The organism is Nocardia shimofusensis NBRC 100134 (genome assembly GCF_001613125.1).
In the GTDB taxonomy this organism is placed as follows: Bacteria; Actinomycetota; Actinomycetes; order Mycobacteriales; family Mycobacteriaceae; genus Nocardia; species Nocardia shimofusensis.
In genome coordinates this window covers 177,289-196,810 of sequence record NZ_BDBT01000003.1, presented here as the reverse complement: position 1 = coordinate 196,810, position 19,522 = coordinate 177,289, and the positions used below count along the sequence as shown (strand labels likewise).

Genomic DNA, 19,522 nt, shown 5'->3' with positions numbered 1-19,522 from the left:
TGTCGGCGTTGTCGGGGAGGTGACGGCGGGCGGTCTGGACGTCACGTTGGGGGTAGTGGGCGTGCTGGAATCCGAGGATCGCAGCGGGGCCGCGGAACCGGTGCCGGTGATGGCGACCGGGGCGCTGCTGGTGCAGTCCGCAATTGCGATCTCAGGAAACTGATCACCGGCCGGGATATGGACGGGCTGTTCGACCACGGCAGGTCTCGGCTTCACTGCCGGCTCGGGCCACCACGTCCAGGCGCTGGCGGTGATCGTGAACAGGACTGCGGCGGTGAGGGCGCGGGCGTGGATGCGGTATAGGGGCATGATGGTGAGATCTCCTGTGCGAGCGCAAACCGGCTGCGGGGTCAGGGGTTCGGAGTCCAGCCGGGGACGCGTGGGATGACGGCTTGGGGGACGACCAGGGTGCAGGCCAGGGTGAGGGCTTTGGTGGCGGTGCCGAAGTGGGCGAGGCTGGGCGCGAGGATGGTGGTTGCGCCGGTGGTGTGGGCGGTGTGGGCGATCAGCGTGGTCGGCATATAGGTATCGGCGTCGATGGTGAGCACCTTCGCGAGCCGACATCCGCGCCACGCGGCCAAGGTCTCCAGGGTCGCTTGGTCGTCGGTCTCGGATTCGGTGACCGTGAGGTTCACGACTGCTATTGTGGTGTCCACGGCTCACTCCTTGGTCCGGTCGCGGAAGTACTGGTAGTCGTTGCAGCTGACGATCAGTGCGGCGACGCGGGTGGAGCAGTGCCAGGGGCATTCGCCGTGGAGTAGTAGCGCGTTCGCGGCGTCGGCGGGTGAGCGCACGGGCCAGTGCGGGTTGTCGTGGCGACGCTCGGCGGCGGTCCAGGCCTCGCGGAGGCTGGGCGCGTAGCCGATCGGGACGACCAAGCCGGCGGGCGGGGATATCTGTCGGGCGGTGTCAGGCCCCACGGCATCCCCCTTCGATGCCGTGGGGCCTGTCCAGGTAGATGGGCAGGGACTGGTGTCCGTGGGAGATGAAGCTGGGCAACGGTTTCAGCTCGTCTGTCTCGACAGCGAGGGTGAGTTCGGGGAAGCGTCCGAACAGTGCGGGCAGGGCTTCGGTGGCCTCCAGGCGAGCCAGAGCTGCCCCCAGGCAGTGATGTGGTCCGTATCCGAAAGACAGGTGTTCGGTGTTCGGGCGGGCCGGGTCGAACGCGTCGGGGTTGGGGTCGTGCCGGTTGGGGTTGCGGTTGGCTGCGGCGATCGCGGCGATGATCGCCTCTCCTGCCTTGATGTGGGTGTCGGCGATGTCGATGTCGGTGATCGCGTAACGCAGCGGAAGGTTCGCCACCGGCGGCGTATATCGCAATGTTTCTTCGATCAACTGCGACCAGGTGGCGGTGCCGGTCCGCAGCTGTCCCAGCAGTCCGGGTCGGGTCAGCACCTGGTAGACGGCCTGGTCGATCAGGTTGACCGTTGTCTCGTATCCGGCGCTGATCACCAGCAACAAGGTGTGCACCAACTCTTCCTCGGTGAGCCGGTCGTTATTGTCGCGGTGGTTGATGAGCAGGCTTGTCATGTCCTCACCCGGCTCGGCCCGACGCCGCTGCACCAGCGTGGTCAAGGTGGCGACCAGCTCGGTGAACGTGTCCTGCGGATCGCGCTGGGGAGTGGTGGAGAAGATCTCGTCGACACACACTCGCAACCGTGTCTGGAGGTCTTGCGGGACGCCCATCAGGGTGGTGATCACGCGTAGGGGTACTTGGGTGGCGTAGTCCTCGCGCAGGTCGATCACCTGCCCGTCGGGGCGGGTGGCGAGGTCGTCGAGGAGCCTGCGGATGATCATCGTGATCTGCGGGCGCAGGGCGGTGACCCGGCGTGGGGTGAAGGCCGGGCCGATGAGTTTGCGCAGGCGTTGGTGGTCTTTGCCGTAAGCGGTGAACATGTTGCGCACCGACACCCACGTGATCAACGGCCAATCCGAAGGCACACCACCGGTGCGGAAGGTCGGCCAGTGCTGGTGGGCGTCTTTGGACACTCGCCAGTCGGTGAACAGTGCCTTGAGCACTTCGGGGTCGGTGACCGCCCAGGCGTGGATGTCGCCGGGCAGTACCACCGGTACCAGCGGTCCTCGATCGCGCAGTGTGATGGCTTCGCCGGGGATGTCGGTGCCGGTGACATCCAGTACGACCGGAGCAGAAGCAGGGCCAGGTATGGAGGCGTGGGTGGGTTGCAGATCGGTCATCGCGGGTTGCCTATCGTTGCGCGAGCGGGTGGAACGGACAGTGACGGAACAGCAGCAAAAACCACCGGCAGGGCTTCCAAAGACCGATGAAACGGTCCCGGCCGCCACCTCAACTCGTCGACAGGAACTGCCAATTCGATCTCGGGCAGGGCGTCGAGAAGCTGATCGATCGCGTCCCCCGCGATCAGCTCCGCCTGTGTGCGGGCCGGGCAGCGATGCGGGCCGGCACCCAGTCCGAGGTGGGATTCGTTGCCGTAGATGTTGCCGCCTAGGACGCCTGGGTCGTTGTTGCAGGCGGCCAGGCTGATCACGATCGGTTGATGTGCTGGCACCCAGACCTTTTCGTCGATGAGTTGCGGTTGACGCGGGTAGGTCATGCAGAAGTTCGCCAGCGGCGGGTCACGGAACAACACATGGGTGAGGGCGTCGCGGGTCGAGACCGCGCCATCGACGACCCTGCCCCCGAAGTCGGGGCGGGTCATCATCAGCGACACCGTGTTGACGATCAGATTCGTCAGCGGTTCGGTGGCCGCCGCGTACAGGGTGAAGAGCTGATGCACCGTCTCCTCGTCGTTCAGCCCAGCCGGATGGGCCAACAACCATGAGGTGACGTCTTGGGCCGGTCGCAAGCGTTTTCGGGCGACGAGCTCGGTGAGTGCGGCCACCGCGAGTTGGTTGCCTTCGACCGCGTCGGCGGTGGTGTCGAACATCATCGCCATACCGTTCGCGGCTTGCTCGCTGATATCGGGATCGCAGCCGATCAATGCACTGATCACCTCGAACACCAGCGGGAACGCGTAGTCGCCGAGCAGATCGGCCCGCCCTCGGGCGCTGAACCCGTTGATCAACCCAACGGCGCTGCGCTCGACCACCGCATGCAACGCGATCAGGTCCACCCGGCCGAGGGCATCGACATTGGCCGCCCGGTAGCGGGCGTGTTCGATACCGCTGCTGCGCAGCGCATTCGGTCGCTTCTGCATCATCGGCAGCACAGGGCACCCGGCCGGAATGCCGCGCTGCCACAGGGAGGGATCGGCGGGGAAATGCTCGGGATCGTTCAAGATCCGCAGCGCAGTCCAATAGCCGATCACCAACGTCGCCGGAACCCCTGGAGCCAGCCAGACCGGCACCAACGAACCGAACTCCTCACGCATCCGGGCGTAGGCGGCCATAGGCGCGGAGGCGAATTCGGCGGTATAGAGCGGAACACGCAACTCAGTACCGGTATCAAAGGGCGAGCTGTCCCTGACCGCGCGACGGGACGCTTCGCATGAAGTGGTGCTCATGGAGTGGGTCCTGTCACCGGCGAGGACGTGCAGACGGTCGGAAGGCTCTTCTCCCGCCCGACCAGGCCTAACATCGGGTTTTCGTTGATGACTCGCGCAACGAGTTGCATGGGTCGCCCCTCTTCTCGGTGTGGTGAGCACCCGCCGCCGAGGATCCGATGCGGGCACGGAATCAACCCGGCGGCGGGGCTGATTTGATCGTTGCGTGGAGGTGGCAGCCATTGAAGCGACGTGACTGCTACGGAACCTCTACGCTGCACCTACGGGCTATGACCTACGGATGGGGCGGATCGTCATGATCGTGACGAAGTGGACGGGAGTCGAGGTGCGCGCGCTGCGCACATACGCTCTTCGCTGCACCCAACCCGCGCTTGCGGAGATGACAGGATTCTCCGTGGCAGTAGTGCGGAAATGGGAAGGCAGGGGTTCTACGATCACCCTCGCCGGCGAGTTCGCGGAGGCGATGGATACCTTGCTGGCCCGCCTCGAGGAGCACCAACTGGCTCGCTTCCAGGCGGCCTTGTCTGCACAGCCGTTGCTGTCTCGCCGATCCGACGAGGTCATCGCCGCGGTAGTCTCCCGGCTCCAGGAACTGCGTCGGGTGCTCGATTCCGCTGATCTGCCGGACGACGGTCCTGTGCGTCCCGCTGACCAGTTGCGTCGTGCGGTAGGGATCGCGATCCACGACCGTGTCAACTCCAACTACGTGCATCTCGCCTGCGAACTTCCAGCGCTACTGACAGACTTGCACCGCGCCCGCTTCATGTGCACGGGATCGGCCGCCGCCGAGATCGCGAGTCTCCTTGTTCATGCCTATCGAGCCGCTGACGCCATCGCCGACAAGTTCGGGTATTTGGACCTGTCTGCTCGGATCATCGGAATGATGCACCACGCGGCCACGGAGTCCGACGACGATTTGCTGGTCGCCACCGCCGCATATGTTCGAACCGAAACGTTCTTCGCGAACGGTCAGTTGGCGATCGGTCGTCGGTTGTTGGAACGTGCCGCCGAGGCCATCGATCCCACACGATCCGAGCGAGACGCGGCCACCTATGGATCGATTCACATGCGTGCAGCTGTCGTGGCAGCCAGAGAGTTCCGCTCCGACGTCGCGCGAGCACACCTGAACGAAGCTGCTCAGGTGGCGCGACGTGTGACCGAAAACGTCTATCTGGGAACGGTTTTCGGCCCAGGCTCGGTCAGGATTCACGAACTTTCACTCGGTGTGGAATTGGGCGACGTCGGTGCGGCGATATCCGCCGCACGCAGTTGGGCACCGCCCGAGAAGATTCCGGCCGAGCGGCGATCACACTTCTACATCGATGCCGCGCGGGCTTACATGCAGACCCGGCAGCGCGATGACGCGCGAGCCGCTCTCCGGATGGCCGAGGCCGTCGCGCCTCAGCACACTCACGCGCACCCTTACGTCAAAGAGATGGTCGAGCGATTGAGTTGCTAGTCCAGAACCGAAATCAGATCGATCAGTGAGTCGATCACCCAGTCGGCAGCGCGGTTCTCGCGGACCTCGTCCGCCCACAGATGTCCCCAGGGCCCCCGGCGGATCAGCGCAGTCTTGAAGCCAGCCGCGCGGGCCGGAATCACATCGTTGTCGCGATGGTCACCGACGTAGACAATCTTGTCCCGGGTTCCGGGCGCGAATTCCGCCACGCGGTCGAAGAACGCCGGATCTGGCTTCGCCACACCCCATTCACCGGAAGTCGCGACGGCGTCGCACGGAAGTCCGAGGGCTCTGATCAGTGCTGCGGCTCGGGCGGTCTGGTTCCCCGCGATTCCGACCCACACTCCGCGTTCTCGGAGGGCGGCCAAGCTTGGTCGCACGTCGGTGTAGAGGTCTTGTTCGTCGATCTGTTCGCCGCGCCCGGCGTCCTCCCTGCGTTGTCGTTCCCGCTCCAGGTCGAAGCCGGGACGAAAGTACTGGAAGGTCTCGGCGTTGTTCCGGCCTTGCGCAGTCACCGCGCCGAGCACCGCCGAGAACGTGTGACGCGGTACGCCGATCCAGTCCGCCCAGGCGCCGAACTCACGAGTGTCATCGAGCAGTGTCTCACCGACATCGAGCACCACAGACCGGATCACCGGTCAACTCTAACCTCGCGGATGGTCTGCCTCACCTCATCGTGCAGCAGCCTCGTTGCTTTCGCCTGCATGAGGTGGGGGTTTCTCGTTTGGTGGGTAGGGATCGCGGTCACCCGGTGCCAAGCGTTCATGGTATGTCCTCGTCGCCGACGTTACGGTCAACTCTGGTCGCCAGATCGATGCTCGAGGCCTCGCGGTTACCACGGAACATCTACGCTCGTGGCACAGACGAACGTCGAACACGGGGCGGCTCCGATGATCGTTACCAAGTGGACAGGTATCGAGGTGCGCGCACTTCGCACCGCGGCGCTGCGCATCACTCAGCAGGAGTTCGCCGAGACCCTCGGCTTCACGGTGGCAGTGGTGCGCAAGTGGGAAGGCCGACGCGAAACCATTGAGCTGGCAGGCAGATACGCCGCGGCCATGGACACCCTCCTGCATCGCCTGACCGACTCCGAGCGGGCCCGGTTCCAGACCGAATTGACCGGTGCGGTGAATATGGTTCACCCGGTCGCGACCGAGCCGTTCGAGTCATCGACCGAGATCGCCGCCCGGGTGCGCAGTCTGGCCGAGTTGGATGCGGACAGGGATACGTTCGACATCCTGTCGTTGACGATCGATGACGTCATCGATTGCTACGAGCTGGAGGGGCCACAGCGATTGGCGCCGTCGGTGGTGAAGGCGCGCCGCCAGGTCGAGGGGTTGCTCGGCCAGCGCCGCCACCCCGTGCAGCTGAAGGAGTTGTATGCGATCGCTGCACGGCTGTCCGCTGTCCTTGGGTACATGGCGGTGAACCGTGGACGGTTCGGGCACGCACGCATGTACTGCCGCGAAGCCTTCGCGCTGGGCGGGTTGCTCGAGGACAGTGAATTGCAGGCTTGGGTGAAGGGGACTGAGAGTTTCTGTGCCTATTACCAGCACGATTACGCCGCTGCTGTCCGGGCGGCATACGAGGGCCTCGACTTGGCGAAGGAGGGACCACAGTCGATCCGGCTGTACTCCAATGGACTCGCACGCGCGCTCGGCAAGGTCGGTGATCGCGACGGTGTCGCCGCTGCGATCGACGCGGCCACTGCGGCAGCGGCCCGGTTCAGTACCGGCGCGGGGTTGACTCCTGCGTTGGACTTCGCTCCCTACGGTGAGGCGCGTCTGATGGCCAATGCGGCTACCGCGTTCTTATCGGTCGGTGATCACGCTCGCACTCTCGACTACGGTCGGCGCGTGGAGGAACGTGTCAACGAGTCCGATTCGGTGTGGAGTCGTTCGTTGGTCCGCATCGATATGGCTGCGGCGTTGGCGGCCGGTGAGCGCTGCGATGTCGAGCAGGCGGTGAGCCTCGGCGTCGAGGCGTTGGCGGCGTCGAGCGATCGTCCTATCCGGTCGGTTTGGCAGCGCGCCCACGAACTCGGTGACCTCATCGGACCGATCCCCGCGCGGGCATCCGCCGATTACGTGGCCACCTTGCGTGAATGGAGCACGACAGCACGAGAATTTGCCGCGCCTCCCGGCTAGGTACCGAGTGCCACGACAGCCTGGTCTGTCCAGCGATAGCACCTGTTCTCACGGCGTAGTTGCACCAATCGAACCTTGGTCACCGGCACGGTGACCGGTGGGAGGTCACGCAGTGTGGCGACGTCGTCGATGAGCTGCATCGCGGATTGCGGTGTATTGATGTAGCCGATTCCCAGGTGTGGGCGGAATTGAGTGGTCTCCGACAGTGCGGTGTGGGGGCGCGCTGCGGCGGTGGCTTCGCGAAGGGCGCGGTGGAGTGCGAGCAGGTCGTCCCACGGTGTGACCGAGAATCGCAGCGCACTGCGAGACCCTGCCAGCGGGCCGATGTGAAGATCGAACGGGGAAACCTCGGTGAGATGCCGGCGCGCGGCCTCGGTGATGGTCGATATCTGTGCCCCGGACAGGTCTGGAGATTCTCCCGCTTTCAGGAGTGTGAGATGGAGTCCGTCGAGGGGCACGGGGTCGATGCCGTCGTCGGCGAGTTCCTTCTGGCATCGGGCGGCGAGCTCGATCAATGCCGGGGCATCGAAGGTCAGATACCAGTAGAAGCCGGACTGTCCTGGTGCCCAGGGTTTCAGGGTCCAGTGATCGTCGACTCGCTCCAGTTGACGGAAGGCGGCCCAGTCGTTGTCACGGATCGCTGCGGCATCGGAGATGGACGCGGGTGGCAGCGCCGGAAACGGACTCTTCGATATTGCCCTCATCGGTGGCGAGTTTACGTTCCACGATCGATCTCTGCGCCGGACAAAGCCAGCGAAGTGAAGGACCTGGTTCGGGTGTCATGCTCTGCACACAGTCCAGGCCACGATTGCCGGGCTGCTGCTGCGTGTGATGGTGTTCGCCCCCGGTGATTCACCTCCTGCCAGTTCAGCAAGGGGTGGGGTTCTCTCGGACCACGGGCTGACGATGCCTCTCCTTACAGTCCGTAGCCAGGATCAGAGGCGTGCCATTGCTCTTCGAATTCAGTGTCGGCGTCGCCGTATTCGGCGGCGTTCGCGTCGTAATGCATGTCGTCGAGGGTGCCGATCGCGGCGTGGATCACTTCGTCTGCCGTGAGGATGTCGGTAATCGACTCGTCATCTACTCGCCGGCCGGGTGATTCCCGCGTGGTGGATGAGCGGTCCGGCTCGCTGGTGTGGCGGTCGGATCGGGAGTCCGTTGGCGCGGCTGGCGAGCAGTCGATGATCGCGGTGTCCGCGTCTTGATGGATGCGGTCGTTGCCGTCGACGTTGTCGCCTTGGTCCGGATCGGTGGAGCGGTGGTGGGCGTTGTCGAGTGTGCTGGGGTCCATTTCCAGCCTCGACCAGAGTGCGGCGGCGGGCAGGTCGTCGGGTAGCGGCCGCAGTGCGGCGGCGTCGGTGAGACGGGCCGCGATGTCGATGCCCGCACGCGCGGCGGTATCGATTCGGTCTGCGATCACCGGCCAGTATGGGTCGGCGAGAATGCGGGGTTCGATCGCGCGCAGGGTGTCGGCCCACCGTGTGGCTGCGCGTTGGGTATCGCCGAGTGCGTCGTTGATGCGGGTGTCGAGGTGGCGTTGATGTGTGCGTTCGAGGACGGGGTAGCGGCGGGGGCCGGTGGGGCGTGGGTCGGTGTCATCGATGTGCAGGGCGGTCCGCCAGACCGCGAGTTCTGCGACCAGGTCGGGGTCTGTGGACAGGAGTGGTCGTGCCCATGGGGGTGCGGTGGTCGAGGTCCATTCGGTGGTGTCGTGTCGGATCCGGGTGGCGAGTTCGCTCACGATTTGTGCTCGCGCCGAGGTTTGGGTGCTGTCGGACGCGAGGGTGGAAGGGATGGCGGGTGTCCACGGCAGGGGTCCGGTTCCGGTGGATTGTGCACCGCCGCTGGGGTCCAGGCGCCAGGACAGGACCGCGGCCGGGTCGTCGGCGGTGTCGAGTTCGCGGGCAGCGGCCGCGGCGCGTAGTTCGGTGATCGGGTCGGTTCCGGATGCCGACAGCATCGCCAGCTGGTGCCGCAACACCGGGTACGCCGGGCAGTCGGTCAACCCTGGGTGCAGGGATTCGGCGACCGCATCCAGGCGCGCCAGCTTGGTCGGGCCGAGGGCGTTTTCGGCGGCGACGCCGAGTGTGTCGAGGTAGATGTCGAGTGCGCGTCCGAGGCGCTGGAACGGATCGAGTGCGTCGCGCAGCTGTGTGTGCGCGGATTTCTGTGCTCCGTCCCGGCCCAGAATCCGCACAACATGTTCGACTGCGGTGCGCGGATAGACCGCGGGTTCGGTGTAGAAGGACGTTTCGTCCCCGCTCAGCGCGGTCGGGACGTAGACGTGGTTGGCGTGTACGCCGCGGGTCACTGCGACGTACATCTGTTGTCGGGATTCGCGGCCGGTGAGGACGACGTGGCAGGAATCCGCGGTGATTCCTTGCGCGGAATCGATCGTTGTCGCGTAGCCGAGGCGCACGAATTGTGCCACGTAGTCGGCTGGAAGACGTACTCGCGCGCCGGTGGTTGTGTGCCGTCGGGCGGTGATGCTGCCGTCGGAATGCACCGTTTCGACGGTCCAGACGTAGCCGTTGCGCACCCAATCTCGGACACCGAGACGCAACTTCGGGTTGTTTCTGCGGGTGCGGATGGTGTCTCCCGCACTCGCGACCAGGCCGTCGGAGAGCTTCACCGTCGCGCCGCTCAGTTCGCCGTCTCGGCGGATTCGGTCGGTTCTCGCGCGTTCGTTCAGGGCCGTGACGGTGTCGTGGTTGGCGGCGAGCATGATGCTGTCCGCCCCCTTCGCGCGGTCGGTAAACCACGCTGTGTAGGCGTCGTCGCGGGTGGTGCCGGTGTGCCCGGCGTGGATGCGCTGGTTGTCGAGGTACCAGCCGAGGGCGGCGGGGTCGCCGTCGCGCAGCATCAAACTCGCGCGGGCTTCGGCGGTGGAGGCGAACCGCACGACCTGGGTGAGGGTGAGTTGCTGTTCGGGTGCGGAGTCGGTGATGTCGGCTTCGACGCCGCCGGCGTCGATGGAGGGCAGTTGCTGGGTGTCGCCGAGGCAGCGGATCGTCGCGCCGCGGTCGGCGAGGAACCGGAACAGTTCGAGTCGTCGCAGGGTGCCGAGTTGGACGTGTTCGTCGACGATCACGACGGTGTCGGCGTCGATGTCGAGGACCCACTGCGGCAGCGGGGACGACAGATCGCGGTCTGGTTGTGCCTCGTTCGGTGTCGGCGTGTGGTGGTCGATGATGGTGAGGAGCTTGTCGACGGTCTCGCAGCGTGTGCCGATCGACGTGCTCAGGACAGCGGCCGCGGCGGCGGTGGGTGCGAGTCCCAGCACCGTGCCGCCGCTGGCACGCCATGCGGCGGCCAGTACCGCGACTGCGGTGGTTTTACCGGTTCCGGCGGGTGCGTCGGCGGTGTGTAGGCGCAGTCCGGAAGTCGCGAATCCCTCGATCACTGTGCGTTGGCCGATATTCAGGCAACGGTCGGGGTTGGCGGCGTCGTAGTCGCGGATCGCATCGGCCACGAGCGCGAGTTCGAGTCGGCGACCTCCGGGTTGTACGGCCAGGTCGATGAGTGCGTCTTCGGCAGCGAGAATTCGAGCTGACGTGTAGAGGCGGGAACCTGCGGGGCTGTAGACGCTGCTGTTGTCGCGGCGCCGCAACGAGACCGGGATGGTGGCGAGTTCGGGTTCGTCGGCGACATCGGGGTCACCACGCGGGATCGACCGAGACGGCGACAGCGCTGCGACGAGTACCGCCTCAGCGGTCCGTTCCCAGTCGATGGCCTTGATATGGCCGCGGAGGTGGCGTTCGATCTCGGCGCGTACATTGGCCGATCGCCAAGTGGATCGGTGCTCGGCGACGGTCCGGACCACCCGGTCGGCCGTGCGCGCGATCCATTTCGTGGTGGGCTGAATCCGTGGTGTACGTACTGGATCGAACGCGGCTGCCAGGACTCGAGCGAGCGCGTCACGGTCTCCCAGCAGTTCGACCGCCTCTTGTCGCCAGGCGTGGCGTTGCTCGGCGAACGAGCGGAGTTGGTGCTTGGGCGGGCGGGTTTCCAGGGTCGCCTGCTGCGCGAGATCGCGTACTTCTTTCGGGATCGGTTCGCGGCCGTGGTCTTGTTGGAACGTTGCGGTGAGCTCGCCGAGGCGGTCTTGGATGGCGGTTTCGCGTCGCGACCACGCCGTGATCAACTGCGTCGGGATGCCGGCGATTTCGCGGATGGGGCGTTTGGACGGATCGAGGCCGGGGCGTTCGACGAACTCCACGCCGACGGCTTCTTCGAGGTGGTGTTCGAGTCGGGTGTTGTAGATCTCGCTGACGGTGACGACCACCCGGTAGAGGGAGGCGCCGTCGAGGGTGCGCCAGCGACCGTCGGCGGCGCGGACTCGGTTGGCGATGACGACGTGGGTGTGCAGGTCTGGGTCCCCGGCGCGGCTGTCGCGGTGGGTGAAACATGCGGCGACGATCCCCTCGACGTCGACTTGGCGGATGCCGTTGCGGCCCAGACGCGTGTGGGTCCCGTTGTCCTCCAACCAGCGCAGCGCGTCGTGAACGGCGGCCTGGTGGGCGGACTCGATCCTGGCTGACACGTCTCTGGGTGCCAATGCCCAGAGGGCCGAGACCGATTTGACGGGACTGAAAGTGATATCGAACCCGGCCACCGCGGTCGTGGTCGGGCGCGAGTTCTTGGCGATCCACCCCGACAACTCGCGCGTGTCTCGAGGTGGCCGGGAGTACTCGTCGGTGAACATATCGAACGCGACGCGCGTACGAATCCGTGCCCGATCCTCGGCGGAAATAAGTGCATTTCGAGGTTTCGCGTGTTCGATATTGTGTGCGAAGTAGGCGTCGGCGCAGCGTTTCCGGAAATCGGAATTCGCGGTGTAGATGCGATAAGGATTGCCCAACCGGGAGGCTCGGTCGGCGGCATCGTTGGCCTGCTTCGGTGTCTTCCCGGCTGCGGATTCGCGGGCGAACACGGTGTCTTCGATGCTTTCGGCGTTGGGGTGGCGGCCCAGGCCGAGCAGCGAGTTCATCTGTGACTCGGTCACTTCCGCGCCGTCGTTGATGCCGAGTGAGGTCAGGCCGGTGCCATGCCAGCGGCCGGGGGCTTCGCCGTGGGCGGAGTAGTAGTCGGACAGGGAGGATCGGCCGCGGGTATCGGTGTCGTGTGCCGCGATATTTCGCAGGTAGTACTCGTAGCCGTTCCCTGCGACGACTTTGTGGATCGTCGCGGTCATGAATCCATACAGCACTACGAAACCCGGATTGTCGAGGGGGCGGATCGGCCAATTTATCGGTGAACGTGCAAAACCCCAGGACGTAACCGAACCGTGCCTGAACCGGTGGGGGTATCGAGTTGTCGAGGGGGGTTGGCTGATGTCGCCTTTCCGGCGATAGTCCGGGAAACGCGCCTGGATGCAAGAGGTGTGCTTGAGGAGAGTGGGAAAGAGCAGGGGTGGGGCGTGGAGGGGAGGTTGCGGAGGGTGGCCGTGTGGAGGAGGGGAAGAGGGAGTGGAGGAAGGGGCGCTTGTGGGAGCGATAGGGGAAGTGTGTCTGGGAAGTGGGAAGTAGTGGACCGGCGGGCGTGGTCCGTTCCCTAATGCGGTCATGCGCGCAGGCGCTCGGTGATGACGCGGGCCGGTCAGGACCGTGGCCTCGCGCGGGCTGCCTTGAGCGGGGTGGTGTCGGGGTCGAGTGTCAGGGCGGCGAGGGTGTGGCCGTGGGTGCTGCGTGGAGGTTGTTGGCAGTCACGGTGGCGCTCCTGTCGTTGAGGGCAGTGGTGGACCGGTCCCCCGCGGGGAGTCGGCACCGCGGCGGACCGGGGAACAGGGGACGAAGGACTCGAGCAGGGTCAGGCGGCTGCTGTCGTGCGGCTGGTGGGGACGAGTCCGAGGTCGATGCGGCAGCTGGTGCAGTAGTTGTCGGCATGGACGACGCCGTTGCGGGTGCAGGCGTCGCAGCGTCCGATGCGCTGTCCGGCCCCAAGCGCCGAAGCACGGCGTGCCCGTTGTGTGGATGCGCGGCGAGTAGGGCAGGCTGATCGAGGTTGGCGGCCATCCATCGGGTGATCAGCCGCCAGATCGGTCCGGTGTTCGCGGCGGCGTCACGACGCGGTCGTGCAGGGCTCGTGCCTGCTGTGGGTGGCGGCCTGCCGCGCCGATCGACTCGTCGCGCGGAAGTTCGGTGCGCAGGAACACGACGGCAGAACGGCAGAGATCCAACTCGGTGAGATATACCGTCCCGCGTGGGTGAAACGGTCCGCCGCTGTGCGAAGGGTTCCCCAAGGAAACGCGGTCGGCCCCGCGCGCGTGCGGATCGTCTTCCGCATGTCAGTGCGGCACCTGGCCGGGCGGTCGTCCCCCGGGCACTGGAATTCGAAGAGCGACGGGCAGCTCGTAAACCGCCGACCCGTCGATTTGATCTGACCTGCCACCTATCCGTGCGCCAGCCCCCGGTCAATAGACAAGGGTTGGGATTTGCTGTGTGTCGAGGTATTCAGACAGTTGCTGGATCTGGTTCGCTCTGGTAGCGATGGCGACCAATTTCTGCGCGCGGGTGACTGCGACGTACCAGTTGCGCAGTAGTTCGTCCGTTGCCGGGTGACCACTGATCCAGCGGGTGCTGGTGTCACTGTCGGGCAGGAGCAGAAGCACGGCGAGGTGCTCGTCACCCTTGACCTGGGCAATGTTGGCAACACGATGCTGTCCGCCTGGGTCTCCAGAGGGGCTCGCTGTATCGGGTCTGCTGCGCAGCTGCCCTGTGGTGCCTTTCGGTCTTGCAGTCGATGGGCGTGGCGATGTCTTCAGTTTGGTGTTGACATCGCTGAGCCAGCTGGCGCCCGCTGCGGGAAGGGAGAACAGGAATGCGTAGGCATAGCGGATGAGGTCGCTGTGCGCGATGCCAGCCCTTTCACATCGAGTGTGCAGGCTGCCCCGGGCAGCCACATCCGGGTACCAGTACCGCAGGAGGCGTCGCCCTGCGATCAGCAGCGCACTGTCGAGGAGATCGGGGTCGGCGGTGCCAGAGTGGATCACCTGCCGGGCGAAGGCCAACTGTGCGGCCGGGTTGCCTGCTGGCTGGCGTCTTCGGGTCGGTAGGTGGGTCTTCTTGTAGGAAGTGATCAGACAGTCCTCCGGGAGGATCCCGTAATTCTGAGCGTGGCTGAGGAACACATCGACGACGGCCTGTCGGCTGGTCGTGTGCCGAGCCTGCCGGCCCTTGGGGAAATCTGTGGGCAGCAGGATGACCGGTGGTTCGGGTACCGGGGGCCGGATTGCCGGATCGGGCGGCCTGCTTCCGTCCCGCAACGTGGCAGCGAGACGGCATACCGTGGTCGAGCTGCGCCAGTTGCCGATGAGTTCCACGGTCTGACCCAGCTTCTCGGTGAGCGCTGACAGTTGGCGGAGGTCCGCATCGCGCCATCCGTAGATCATCTGATCCGGGTCGGCGACCACGACGATCGGGATGCCGGTGTTGTGAAGTCGATCGAGAATTTCGAGGTCGGTCACCGAGCAGTCCTGTGCCTCGTCCACGACGATCTCGGCGAACCGCGAACGCAGTGGATCCTCGACTTCTTGGCCGAGAGCCAGGTATTTGAACGCAAGGTGACGAATTTCGTGACCGGTCACGTAACCGGATTCGTACTGTGCCTTGCGCTCTTTGAGCGCTGAATTCTCCCAGACCTCCCACGGGAAACGACTGCTTTCGATGAGCCGTTGGTACTCGTCTTTCATCAGATCTCGCCGGATCGAGTCGCGCCCGGTCTGGGTGTTCCGTTGAAATGTGAACGTGCTCAGCGGTATCTGGCGGTCGAGCTTCACTTCAGCTTGGACTCGGTCCCAGCTGTCGAGTCGCTGCAGCGGGGAGCCGGCCGGATGGTGCGGCTCGACGAGGATGTCCCAGATGAAGGCGTCCAGGGTCCCGATGTAGTGCGGGAAGGCGGTTGCCTCCGGGCGCCCCTCGCGGTGGCAGCGACTGCGCATCTGTGTGGCAGCTGCTCGGGTGAACGAGAGCAGGGCACGGCCTCTGCGTAGGGAATGGGCTGGAGCACGCAGATGCCGGGTCACGACGACATGGGTCTTGCCGGCACCGGGGCAGGCGCGGATGAACAGCGGTGCTGGTGCTGAGATCGCTCGCTCTTGAGCGTCACGGGTGCGCTCGACGGCGGACGTCACTGGCTATCGGTCTGGACGGGACCGGCGATGTAGCGGATCGCTTGTACGAGATTGTCGGGCACAACGAATCCGCAACCAGGGGTAAGGCGATCAGCGAGGGCGTGGGCGAATTCGGCCTTCGAGATCGCCGTTCCTTGGGCCGCAGAATCCTTGTCGCTGCGCACGAACAGAAGCCGGAAGAGTTCAGGTCGCTGCGTGACCTCGGCATCGATGATTGGTTTCCATCGATGCTCGGAGTTCGGAGCGCACTCCTTGAACGCTGCATGCAGCAGTTCCATATTCTGCGGGCACATCAGCGTCGGCTCGAACGTGTGCTGGGCCAGAAAGATGCTTAGGACATCTGCGTCTGCACCGGTCTGTCGGGCCAGAGCACGGGCCTTCCCGACGCGTGATGGCTCCTCGCCCTTGGTTGAGGTGTCGGTATCGGTGATGACAGCGATGCGCTGACCGATACGGGCGCTCCTGACCGGCGTCAGCAAGACTTTCAGGTAAGGGTCGAAATCCACCCCATCGACGAGGATCACCGTCGAACCGTGAAACCGGTCGGTCGATTCCCTCGCCGCCGCCCGCTGCTCCGAGTCCGCCTGTAGGGGTGCGGCGAGCACGAGATCGGCCATCGCCGGCAGCAACAAGGCCTCCGAGAGCCCTTCGACCAGAATCGTTCGCGCTGCGTAGAGCATCGCGCTCTTGGTTACATCGAGATACCGGTCGAGTTGCTTGATCTGTTTGGGGGCCAAGCCCATCTCGGCGACGGCGATGGGACGAGCCTGCCAGCCCGCGCCTTCCTGCCGAGGAGTGCGTGTCATCACCACCAGGTCCTGAATGCTCACTGCTGCAGACAACGTCGGTGAATGGGTGGTCAACACGACCTGGATATGACCGGCCGGCTGTGCTGGATCGTCCGCGATTCGCTTGCGTGACTCTTCTGTGCGGCGCTTGAGGTAACGCAGCAACAGCATCTGCAGCTGAGGGTGGAGATGCGCTTCGGGTTCTTCGACCAGAAGCAGGGTCAGATCCGCTTCGCGGGCGGTATCGAGTTCGGCGAGGACCGTCGCGATGTACAGGGCGTTCGCGTAGCCCAGCCCGGAAATGTCGATAGAGGCGGTGAGCGGGAGCTCGGCGTCACCGAGCAGCATCCGTAGCGCACGCGAGATCGCGGCCAGGCTGGGGTCGGTCACCGACAACCCAGCCTGTTGATGATGAGCGCCGGAGGTAATGGCCCCTAACGGTGCATTGACGGCCTTGCTCACCGCCTTCATGGTTGGGTCTTCTGCCAGACTGGTGAGAATTCCGCCTGCACGATCGACGAACGCATCGACCTGCTCTCGCGCCCCGAGCAATGCCTCCAGCATTACTCGGATTCGAGCACCGCCCGCGACGCCCATGTCCCGAACTGCGTCACGCAATGCCGGAAAGTGGACGTGGCGGACTGCCGTCCGGATGGCAGGCTCGCCCGCAACCTCACGCCCCTGTCCCTGGTGCCACACCGTCGTACCACGGCGACGACCCAATTCGGGCCGGGTGTAGGTCAACGACCAGTGAGCCGAGCGCTCACCGTCAGGACCGGCACCGGGCAGAAGGGCCTCGTAGTAGGTGCCGGACTGCTCAGGGCCGATCCCGGCGAGTTTCGCCTCCAATCGCACCTGGTCGTCGGGCCCGCTACCGTCGTGCACGTCGCCTTCCGCCAGCGCGGGTCCTCGTCGGCCGTCCAGCGCGTCGGTCAGGTGGCGTAGAGCATCGATCACCGTTGTCTTGCCCGCGTTGTTCTCGCCGGCCAGAACGGTGACCCCAGCACGAAGTGGCACGCGAACCTCACGGCACGACCGGAAGTTGCTCGTCACGATTTCGGAAACAAACACGTGTACCCCCGCTGTCCTTTGCCGGCCGGAACAGAGCGCCGCATCCCACCGCCGCAAGCAGTTGCGGCGAGGTAGTCTCTCGTACTCGGAGGCAGGCTTCGCCACCGGGGTCTCGATCGCATGCCGAACGTTGCACGGAACTGGTGCATGAGTGGATGATCGTGGTCTGCCCCACCTATCTATGTACTCGTAGGAGTGGAATCGTCGCGAAGGCGCCCCTCGGTCGTGGAAGACCCCGCCTTCTCGTCGCACCGTACCGTCGCCCGTCGTAGCCGTAGTTCGTTGTGCGGGAGGCAGATCGGAATTTCTCAGGCGCGTCGACGCTCGCGGAATCTGTCGGTTGCGACGATCACCGATGTCTCGGTGTGAAGCGGCTGGGATTCGCGGGGGGTGAATGGGGTCCGGTTCGGTGCTGAGCGTTGGCCTGCGAGGAAGTCTTCGATGAGGTCCTGGGGCCAGATGAGTTGCTGGGATGCGAGCATCGTTGCCGAAGTCGCGCCGTAGCAGCGCTCCACCCATCGTGCGAGGAGACGGGGACGTTCGATTTGCCGTGCGTCCCAGCCGGGTTCGGTTCTGCCCCAGGTGTGTCCGGTATCGGGATTGATGCGGGTGTAGAGCTGCCTGCTCAACATTTCGTATCGGTTGGTGTCGATCAGCCCGGAGGATTCGAGATGCCGGATCAAGGCTCCGATCGAGATCCCCCACTTGAGCTTGAGCGGTACCAGGTTGAGCAGGGAGGGCACCTTCGGCAATTCAGGAGCGATTGCGCGGGCAGGTGCCAGCAGTTCCGAGGCAAAGAGCGATGCCTGCAGTTCTGCCTCGGCGCTGATCTCCGGTGCCCGGGAATGGAGCGTGAGGTGCCCGATCTCGTGGGCGATGGTCCATCGGGTGCGTTCCCAGGACTCGCTGGTGCGTACGACGACCAACGGGCGCTCGCTGTACTCGCCGACGCGGGTCGAGTAGCCCAGATGCTTCTCGCTCAGGCCGGAGTCGTCGTCTCCGGGGGTCCAACTGAGTGAGTTGGTGGATTTGCGGTGGCGGACGCGCATGATCACGGGTACGCCTGCTCGCTCGAGTTCGTAGGTCAGGTAGGGGATCGGGGCGTCGGTCTCGACGCCGAGCCGCTGCCGCACTTGCGCCGCAGCGAGGGCGGTTGCCGTGCTGCTGTCGAGGGACGGTACTTTGACCGGGGGCAGAGGCCATCGGCCATCGAGTTCGTCGAGGAAGTCGCCGGCCACCGCGGCGAACTGGGCCAGGTACTCCTTTTCGCCCGCGCTCGTCGACCGCGGCGCGCGGAAGAGCAGATCGCTCGCGCTGACCCGGGAGCGTGGCGGTGTGGTGAGAAACGACGTAGAGAACCGGAGCACGTGAGCCAGCTTCTCGGCCTCCGCCGCGTCGAGTGTGGTCTGCTGGGCTTGCTCGAGCCGGGTTTGCCGGGCGCCCTTCCATCCCAGCTCAGCCATCACTGCCTTGCTGGTCATTCGGCGCAGCACCCGCGCCTGCCGTATCCGGAGTCCGTACACATCGACTGTTGTCATCGCATCGTCGATTCAACAAGATCGCCGATCGGCCGCTGCGGCGACCCGCCCGATTGGTGATCAGGCAGGGGCGTCACCGGTCTGTTCACCATCTTCGTCGAACTCGTCGAAGTCGTCGACCAGCAGTGGGTCGGTCTCGGTATCGGTCGTGGAAGTGCGGGGTGTCGGCGCAGGCAAGGGGCAGCTGGCGAGTATCCGCACCATCTTCGCGTCGTCGATCTCGACCACGGCGGCCAGTTCGGCTCCCGCGAGTCCGAGCTGTTCGCTGTCGAGCCACCACAGGATGAACAGGTCGAACTTCCCGGCTGTCGTGGCCGGATCGAAAACCGGGTGCTCCTGGCCCTCGTCGAGAACGAGCTGCTGGCCTTCGGCCGCGGTCTCGCGCTGACCTGGTGGCGGAGTCATGACCACCCGCAGCCTGGTCCCGAAGTTATCGGTCGGGTACTTGCGAACCCGCACTCGGTGGCCGTGTCTGTCACGCAGGACAACCGACATGCCAGGTCCGGTGGACATGATCAGCGAAGCGCCGGAATCAGTCGGCCTGCACTCGTCCATGTGCAGCAAGGTTTGGCGCACGGTCACACATCGCGTCTGACCACCGAGATCGGCGGGGTCGGTGAACCGGTCGGCCCATCGGGTGGCAGATTCGAGCACTGCCTCGTGCAGGTCGGCATGCAAACGCGCCAGCGCCGACTCATGCTCGCGAACCAGGGAGTCCACAAGTAGCTGAGGCTGTAGGTTCATCCATGAAATATTTCATGGATCGACCTACTTCGCAATGTGTCTTTCGCTGCGGTGGACAGTGATACTTGCTCGTTGCGCGCCGATCCGGGGCGACCGGGGGCCTCGGCGGCTCAGGTCGCTCTCGGGCGTCGGTCCCGGTCAGCTTGACGGCGCTCAGCGAAG

At 65.1% G+C, this 19,522-nt stretch carries 13 protein-coding genes and 1 pseudogene; 2 read left to right on the top strand and 12 right to left on the bottom strand.

The features are described 5' to 3' along the window. Positions 1-22 precede the first annotated feature (22 nt). The 5 genes and pseudogenes from NS3_RS30690 to NS3_RS04615 form a co-directional block, all read right to left on the bottom strand. Positions 23-79 (bottom strand): annotated as a pseudogene (locus NS3_RS30690) (hypothetical protein); the annotation flags it as partial. A 271-nt stretch (positions 80-350) separates the two neighbouring features. Next, entirely contained in the window at positions 351-656 is a 306-nt protein-coding gene (locus tag NS3_RS04630) for a hypothetical protein (protein WP_157101170.1), read from the bottom strand. A 3-nt stretch (positions 657-659) separates the two neighbouring features. Next, a complete protein-coding gene (locus NS3_RS04625; protein WP_067854019.1) occupies positions 660-920 on the bottom strand; it encodes a hypothetical protein in 261 nt (86 codons plus the stop codon). Then, complete coding sequence (locus NS3_RS04620) at positions 910-2,196, bottom strand: cytochrome P450 family protein (RefSeq protein ID WP_067854016.1); 1,287 nt, start codon at positions 2,194-2,196, stop codon at positions 910-912. Before NS3_RS04620 ends, NS3_RS04625 begins: the two co-directional genes overlap by 11 nt. Continuing rightward, on the bottom strand, positions 2,193-3,482 hold the full coding sequence (locus NS3_RS04615; RefSeq protein WP_067854013.1) for a cytochrome P450: 1,290 nt from the start codon (positions 3,480-3,482) through the stop codon (positions 2,193-2,195). The genes NS3_RS04620 and NS3_RS04615 overlap by 4 nt, the downstream gene beginning before the upstream one ends. Before the next feature lie 280 nt (positions 3,483-3,762). On the opposite strand from NS3_RS04615, the gene NS3_RS04610 reads away from it, so the two are divergent. Beyond that, complete coding sequence (locus NS3_RS04610) at positions 3,763-4,941, top strand: helix-turn-helix domain-containing protein (protein WP_157101169.1); 1,179 nt, start codon at positions 3,763-3,765, stop codon at positions 4,939-4,941. On the opposite strand, the gene NS3_RS04605 is transcribed toward NS3_RS04610, so the two are convergent. After that, positions 4,938-5,564, bottom strand: a complete 627-nt coding sequence (locus NS3_RS04605) for an HAD family hydrolase (RefSeq protein ID WP_245649463.1) — start codon at positions 5,562-5,564, stop codon at positions 4,938-4,940. The two genes, NS3_RS04610 and NS3_RS04605, sit on opposite strands and share 4 nt — an antisense overlap. A gap of 231 nt (positions 5,565-5,795) precedes the next feature. Here NS3_RS04605 and NS3_RS04600 point away from each other — a divergent pair, with 231 nt between their 5' ends. After that, entirely contained in the window at positions 5,796-7,088 is a 1,293-nt protein-coding gene (locus tag NS3_RS04600; protein WP_157101168.1) for a helix-turn-helix domain-containing protein, read from the top strand. Here the strand turns inward: NS3_RS04600 and NS3_RS04595 are convergent. From NS3_RS04595 to NS3_RS04565, 6 genes are all read right to left on the bottom strand, one after another. Beyond that, positions 7,085-7,792: a 2'-5' RNA ligase family protein gene (locus NS3_RS04595; protein ID WP_067854004.1), complete on the bottom strand. Its 708-nt coding sequence runs from the start codon at positions 7,790-7,792 to the stop codon at positions 7,085-7,087. The genes NS3_RS04600 and NS3_RS04595 overlap by 4 nt on opposite strands. A gap of 212 nt (positions 7,793-8,004) precedes the next feature. Continuing rightward, a complete protein-coding gene (gene mobF / locus NS3_RS04590; protein ID WP_084495067.1) occupies positions 8,005-12,282 on the bottom strand; it encodes a MobF family relaxase in 4,278 nt (1,425 codons plus the stop codon). Positions 12,283-13,500: 1,218 nt separating this feature from the next. After that, the gene (locus NS3_RS04585; RefSeq protein WP_084495037.1) at positions 13,501-15,219 is read right to left on the bottom strand and encodes a UvrD-helicase domain-containing protein; all 1,719 of its coding nucleotides are present in this window, start codon (positions 15,217-15,219) and stop codon (positions 13,501-13,503) included. Next, the gene (locus NS3_RS28880) at positions 15,216-17,060 is read right to left on the bottom strand and encodes an ATP-dependent nuclease (protein ID WP_218018188.1); all 1,845 of its coding nucleotides are present in this window, start codon (positions 17,058-17,060) and stop codon (positions 15,216-15,218) included. Before NS3_RS28880 ends, NS3_RS04585 begins: the two co-directional genes overlap by 4 nt. A gap of 326 nt (positions 17,061-17,386) precedes the next feature. Beyond that, a complete protein-coding gene (locus tag NS3_RS04570) occupies positions 17,387-18,616 on the bottom strand; it encodes an ImmA/IrrE family metallo-endopeptidase (RefSeq protein WP_067853990.1) in 1,230 nt (409 codons plus the stop codon). 60 nt (positions 18,617-18,676) lie between these two features. Continuing rightward, the gene (locus NS3_RS04565) at positions 18,677-19,360 is read right to left on the bottom strand and encodes a hypothetical protein (RefSeq protein ID WP_157101166.1); all 684 of its coding nucleotides are present in this window, start codon (positions 19,358-19,360) and stop codon (positions 18,677-18,679) included. Positions 19,361-19,522 lie beyond the last annotated feature (162 nt).